This window comes from Mesorhizobium sp. M0678 (assembly GCF_040320505.1).
Classification (GTDB): Bacteria; Pseudomonadota; Alphaproteobacteria; order Rhizobiales; family Rhizobiaceae; genus Mesorhizobium.
Genome location: NZ_JAMYPT010000004.1, coordinates 428,843 through 434,992 on the forward strand (window position 1 = coordinate 428,843; position 6,150 = coordinate 434,992).

The following is a 6,150-nucleotide window of genomic DNA, read 5'->3' on the forward strand; positions in this document are numbered from 1 at the left end:
TTCCGCTCAGCCGGCGAGATAGCGATCGCGGATCTCCGAAACCGCGTTCTCATGCGAGCTGAATCCTTCGTAGCGGGCGAGCCTGCGGGCATGCAGGGCGAGTTCCGGATAGGCCGCCGAGGTCACATAGCCGACCGACGATCTCTTGACGAAATCCGTCACGGAAAGCGGTCCAAAGGTTCGCGCCCACCGGCTGGTCGGCAGCACCGCATTGGGTCCCAGGACGAAGTTGGCGAGGGTCACCGGCGTATGCGGACCCATGAGGATCTCGGCAGCTTCCGTGATACGTCCGAGATGCGCAAATGGCTCCGTTGACAGAATCTCGAGGTGCTCCGGCGCATAGTCGTTGATGAAGCGGTAGCTGTCCTCCAGCGACTCGGTCAGCACGATGCCGCCGCGCTTCCCAGTCAGCACCGCGCGTGAGAACTCCACACGCTGTTCGCTCATCCGGGACCAGTGTTCCGGTATCGCAATCAACGCGGCTTCGGCGACCTTGCGGCTGTGCGTCACCAGGTAGGCCGAGGAATCCGGCCCGTGCTCGGCCTCGATCAACAGGTCAAGAGCAGCCAGGCCGCCGTCGACGCTGTGATCGGCAAAAATGATCGCTTCGGACGGACCGGCGGGGAGACCTGTGTTGATGATCGGGGACAACACGCTCTTTGCCGCCACCACCCACGGGCTCCCCGGCCCGACGATCTTGACGGCAGGCTTCACGGTCTCGGTCCCATAGGCGACGGCGGCGACCGCATGGGCGCCGCCGCACTTGTAGACGGTCTCCACGCCGGCGAGGCGGGCAGCAACCAGCGTCGCGGCGTCGACGGAACCATCCGAAGTCGCAGGCGTCACGATCGCGATCTGGGGAACCCCGGCAATCACCGCCGGAACCGAGGTCATCATCGTCACCGAGGGGAAGGCGCCTTTGCCGCGCGGAACATAAAGCGCGACCGAAGCAATCGGTGTGTATCGGTCACCCGCATAGGCGCCCGGCCGAACTTCCTTGAGCCACATCGTTTCCGGGCGCTGCTCCTCGTGGAAATGCCGGATGTTCTCAATGCCGAACCGGATACTCTCCACGACATCCTTCTCGACCTTGTCGAATGCCGCGTCGAACTCCGCTTCCGAAACTTTCAGTCCACCGTCGGCAACATCGGCTTTGTCGAGTTCGCGTGCAAACCGGAGCAGTGCCGCGTCACCTTCATCCTTGACGGCCTGGATGATTGGACGGACCTTTTCGATGAAGGAAGACAGATCTCCTTCGGCGCGTTTCAGTAAACTGGCCCGCTGATCGACACTGAGGGATGACAGGCGGTGGAAGCTGACGTCAGACATGGCGGCTCCTTTTCTTAGAACGCAATTACGATTAGCGCTTGTCGATCACTTCTGGGACACGTCTCCGGCTCCTGAAGCCTTCAAATCGATGCGAGAAAGCCTCCATCCACGGGAATGGACTGGCCGGTTATGTAGGCTGCCGCATCCGAAGCGAGGAACACCGCGATTCCGTGCAGGTCCGAGAGATCACCAAAACGGCGCTGCGGAATCTTGGCGAGCATCGATTGCTGCCATGCCTCGTTGCTGTAGAACACGTCTGTCATCGCTGTCCTGAAATAGCCAGGCGCAATGGCGTTGACCCGGATCCCGAGATCGGCCCACTCCGCTGCAAGCGCCCGCGTCATGCCGAGGAGGCCTGATTTCGACGAGCCGTACGGCACCGCCGTGGGAACCCCAACCTCGGAGGTCAGCGAGCAGAGATTGATAATGACGCCGGGCCGTCCGGCGTCTCTCATCTGCCGCGCGGCGGCTTGGGCGCAGAAGAAGGCGCCTTTGAGATTCGTATCGATAATCCTGTCCCACAAGACCTCGTCGACATCGAGTGAAGGCCGGACCTCTTCCGTACCTGCATTGTTGACGAGAATATCGAGACCTCCGAGCAGGCTGCTGGCCTCGGCTGTCGCCGCTAGGCAGCGGTCGACATCGGTGACGTCCAGGGCGATGGCGTGCGCGACCCCGCCGGCGGTGCGGATGGCGGCCATCGTCTTCTCGAGCGAGGCCACGCTGCGCGCCGTGACCGCGACGTCGGCGCCGGCCGCGCTGAGCGCCTCGGCGATGCTGCGCCCGATGCCACGGCTTGCGCCGGTTACAAGCGCCTTCCTGCCTGACAGATCGAAGAGAGATGCGTTGCGCATGTCATCCTCCTTGGTAATGTCGCGCTTGGACCGATCGCGTCGAGACTATCCGAATGCAGCTTATCTATACAAGCATGTACATCATGGCTGTAGTGCGCCATGCGGAACTTTGCTTGTCAGAGCGGCAGCGCATTGGCCGACATCGGACCGGTCTACGCGGTTCGCCCCAGCCCATCTGGAGTTCATCGGGAGGGATAGATGAAGCGCGCAGTAGACCACGACGCGATGAGCGTGGTCGGCTATACCACCCCCTGGAGTGCCAAAGCAGGCCAGCGGATCAACCTCAGCCTGTCATGCGATCGGCCGATAAAGGCCACACGAATTTGCCGGCTCGACAAGCCGGCTCCGGAACTTCTCGCCTGGCCCATCGAAACGATAGGTGAAGCACGGCGTCGGCATTTCGACCAGGGGTCGTTCCTGTTCGTGCGAGCCGGCGAACTGGTCAAAGTACAAGCCGTCCACGGCATTCGTTTCGAGCTGTTCCTCACGCGCAACGAAGGTGCGCGCACGATCCTGGAAGCAGGCGCCCTCGGGCTGCGCCTCCGCGACGGCGCATTTGTCGTGGAAATCGGCGGCGAAACCCCTGTCGAGAAGAAGGCGCCAACTGGTGTGTGGCTCACTCTCGAGTTGGATCTGCGGCAGGAACAATCGCGTCTGCGCATCAAATCCCATGATCTTCTCGCGCCTTACGAACTCCATGAAGGTTTTGGCGGCCCGGCGCGGAACCTCCAGGCGCACGGCATCCATTTCGGCGCAAGTGCCACCAACCACGAACCTACCCTCAACGCGAAATTTGCCGCGATCCGGCTCGACACCCCACACGGGACTGTTGCCTGGGATTTCCCGACGCTGTTACCAACGCAGCCGATACTGTCGTCGGGCGGAGCAGATCCGCTGCTCCTCGACGTGATCAACCAGCCAGCCTTCTGCGTGACTTCGGCACGCTGGGACGGATCGAGCTTCGAGCCTCGCTTGGTGCCGTCGCACTACGACGCTATCCATTGCCACGACGACGACATCGGCCCGCTTGCATGGCCGGCATCGCACCGCGCGACGATCCCTGAAAACGCACACCCTGGCGTCTACGCGTTCCAGGTCGAATGGGAGGGTGGCTACGAACGCGTGGTGTTCTTCGTAACCTCGTCACAGGTTTCGTCGCCGCTGTTATATCTCGTGCCGACGGCCACCTATCTCGCTTATGCGGACGAATATCTCCCGGATCATCTTTATGAATGGAAAGGCGACGACCGGGGACATCGCTTCGCGATCGCCAACAATCTGAAATCTCTTTACGACTATCATTCCGACCTTAGCGGTGTTTCCATCTGTTCCTACAAAAAGCCGAAAGTGACGCTCAGGGACGATTACGATTATCCGCTCTGCGGCTGCCCACACAATTTGCCGGTCGATCTGCACTTCCTCCGATTCTGCCACCACAATGGAATCGTGTTTGACGTCCTGACCGATCACGATTTGCACGAATGCGGCATAGACGGTTTGCGTCGACATCAAGCCGTCGTCACCGGCAGTCATCCCGAATATATGTCGATCGAGATGGAGCAGGCGCTGCGGCAGTTTGTAGCCGAAGGCGGCAGCATCGCCTATCTCGGCGGAAACGGCTTTGCTGCCACTGTGGCTTTCAAGGACGATCTGATGGAGTTGCGGCGCTCGCCGCTGGAGGCCGGCCGCACCTGGGACAGCCCGGTCGCCGAACAGGCGCTGTCGATCACCAACGAACCAGGCGGCTATCTCCGCTGCCGCGGCCGAGGCGAATTCTCGCTGATCGGCGGTGCAATCTCATTGATGGGTTTCGATGGCGCACGCCCCTTCACGCGCACTGAGGAGAGCCATGAGGCAGGATGCGCATGGCTGTTCGAAGGCGTTGAAAATGCGACCTTCGGCACCGACGGCATGGTGCTGGGCGGTGCCGCGGGCTACGAAGTGGATGCGACGGATTCAGCCCTCGGCACTTCCGGTGACACCGTCGTGATCGCGCGTGCGACGGGATTTCCCGACAGCTTCTTCCAGGATCCGACGCGCTGGTATGAGGGCGGGGATAGGCAACGCATCGCCCGCCGCTGCGCCGAAATGACCCTGCGAAAGCTCGCAGCAGGCGGCTTGATCTTTTCCGCAAGCTCGGTTGCCTGGTGCGGCGCGCTGCCAGCCGCAGGCGCCATGAACGATGTCGGCAGGATCACGCTCAATCTGCTTACCCGCCTCGGCGCCACGAAAGGAGAACCCGGCCGAGAAAAATCGATAAGCTGATTGGCGCCGTTACGGAAAGACCCGTATCCGGTTTTGGGAATCAAATCAGTCGGCGTGCACCGGCTTCGTCTCACATGCCTCTCGCCACCTGGCGGACGGCAGTTGCCTCAGCCGCAACCTTCAGGTGCGCTGCTTTGACAAACGGCGCTGAACCAGAATTTGGCGCGGCATCAACGACACCCTCGCCGACTAGGCAAGGAAGCTCGGTATCCCTTCTTCGGCGGCGTGCAAGCGTTGTCGGACTATCCCGCAACGAATTGTCGGAACTGACCGATCTGGCCCGTCCTTGGGTCTCACCAGGGCAAGGAAGACACGATGAGAGACCTGATCTTGAAGATGTCCATATCGATCGACGGCTTCGTGAGTGACCTGGAAGGCCGAAACACATGGATGTTCGGCGCCGATCAAGAGGCGAAGGCCTGGGGCGTAGAGTTCATATGGAACTCGAGCCTGCACATCATGGGCAGCCGCAGCTTCCGGGACATGGCCGCCTGGTGGCCGACCTCCTGCGAGCAGTTCGCGGCGCCGATGAACCAGATCCCCAAGGCCGTCTTCTCACGACGAGGACCGGAGATCCTGAGGGAGGTGAGCAAGTCGGCGGCGCTCGATGAGGCTCGCGCCGTCAACGCGGGAACCGGACAGCCGGCGAAGTTGCAGCCCGGTGGTGAAAGTTGGGCGGAGGCCTATGTGGCGAGCGGTGACTTGGCGGAGGAAGTCGCGAAGTTGAAAGCCCAAGAGGGCAAGCCGATCATCGCCCACGGCGGAGTGAGCTTCGCCCGCAGTCTCGTTGCCCAAGGACTGGTCGACCAGCTCGCCCTGATGGTGGCCCCCGTGGCGCTGGGCAAAGGCCTGCCGCTGTTCTCCGAACTCGCCGCGCTGATGTCTCTCAAGCTGGTGAGCTCGAAAGCCTTTCCGGGGGGCGCAGTGGCGCAGATTTATCGGCCAATGTGAACACGTCAGAGAATGTGTGCAACCAACGAACCGACGAAGTAAGGGCGAGGTATAAATGAATGCGATCCCTTCGGATCGTCGTCGATCGATAGGAGCCTGTGCATGGCGAAGCTTGTGTTCGGAATGATGCAGTCGCTCGACGGCTATGTCGCTGGCGCCGAGGGCGGGCCCGGGCTGCCGATACCGGGCGAGGCGCTCCATCGCCACTTCAACGCCCATGTGCGCGGGATCGCCGGCAGCCTCTACGGCCGGCGCATGTACGAGGTAATGCGCTATTGGGACGAGGATCAGCCGGGACAGGACCAGGTCGGGCGCGACTTTGCGGCGGCCTGGCGGGCGCAGCCGAAATGGGTCGTCCCTCGCACCCTGAGTACGCCTCCGGCGAGGGCCGCCTTGCGGGAGCATGGCCCGGTAGCGAAGCTGCGCTCTTAAGGTCGTCCTTTCGAGCGTAGTTAGCAGCACAGCATGAGCCATGTGACGTTATTGACCGGACCGGAGCGTCGTCGTCGTTGGCGTGAAGAGGATCAGTGCCGGATCCTGGCCGCGGCATTCGCGCCCGGGGCCATAGTGGCGGCGGTAGCGCGTCAGTACGATGTCGCAACCAGCCTGATCTATAAGTGGCGCCGCACGGTGAGAGCCCGCGAGACGGGCTTTGCCGAAGTTGTCGTGGTTCCCGATAAGCCTTTCGCCGCTTCGGTGCCGGCGGCGCCACCAGCGGTGATCGAGCTGGAGATCGCCGGCAAGGTGCGGC

6 protein-coding genes are annotated in these 6,150 nt (G+C 62.1%); 4 read left to right on the forward strand and 2 right to left on the reverse strand.

The window, feature by feature from the left end:
• Positions 1–6 precede the first annotated feature (6 nt).
• Positions 7–1,329, reverse strand: a complete 1,323-nt coding sequence (gene hisD / locus NKI29_RS11085) for a histidinol dehydrogenase (protein WP_352569218.1) — start codon at positions 1,327–1,329, stop codon at positions 7–9.
• An 80-nt stretch (positions 1,330–1,409) separates the two neighbouring features.
• Entirely contained in the window at positions 1,410–2,183 is a 774-nt protein-coding gene (locus NKI29_RS11090; protein ID WP_352569217.1) for an SDR family NAD(P)-dependent oxidoreductase, read from the reverse strand.
• 198 nt (positions 2,184–2,381) lie between these two features.
• Here NKI29_RS11090 and NKI29_RS11095 point away from each other — a divergent pair, with 198 nt between their 5' ends.
• The 4 genes from NKI29_RS11095 to NKI29_RS11110 all read left to right on the forward strand — a co-directional run.
• Entirely contained in the window at positions 2,382–4,448 is a 2,067-nt protein-coding gene (locus NKI29_RS11095; protein ID WP_352569216.1) for a N,N-dimethylformamidase beta subunit family domain-containing protein, read from the forward strand.
• A gap of 315 nt (positions 4,449–4,763) precedes the next feature.
• Positions 4,764–5,399 (forward strand): dihydrofolate reductase family protein, encoded by a 636-nt coding sequence (locus NKI29_RS11100; protein ID WP_352796215.1) that lies wholly within the window; start codon positions 4,764–4,766, stop codon positions 5,397–5,399.
• Between the two features lie 102 nt (positions 5,400–5,501).
• Complete coding sequence (locus NKI29_RS11105; protein WP_352796218.1) at positions 5,502–5,831, forward strand: dihydrofolate reductase family protein; 330 nt, start codon at positions 5,502–5,504, stop codon at positions 5,829–5,831.
• A gap of 33 nt (positions 5,832–5,864) precedes the next feature.
• On the forward strand, positions 5,865–6,150 hold a 286-nt coding region (locus NKI29_RS11110), incomplete at its 3' end, for a transposase (protein ID WP_352796221.1).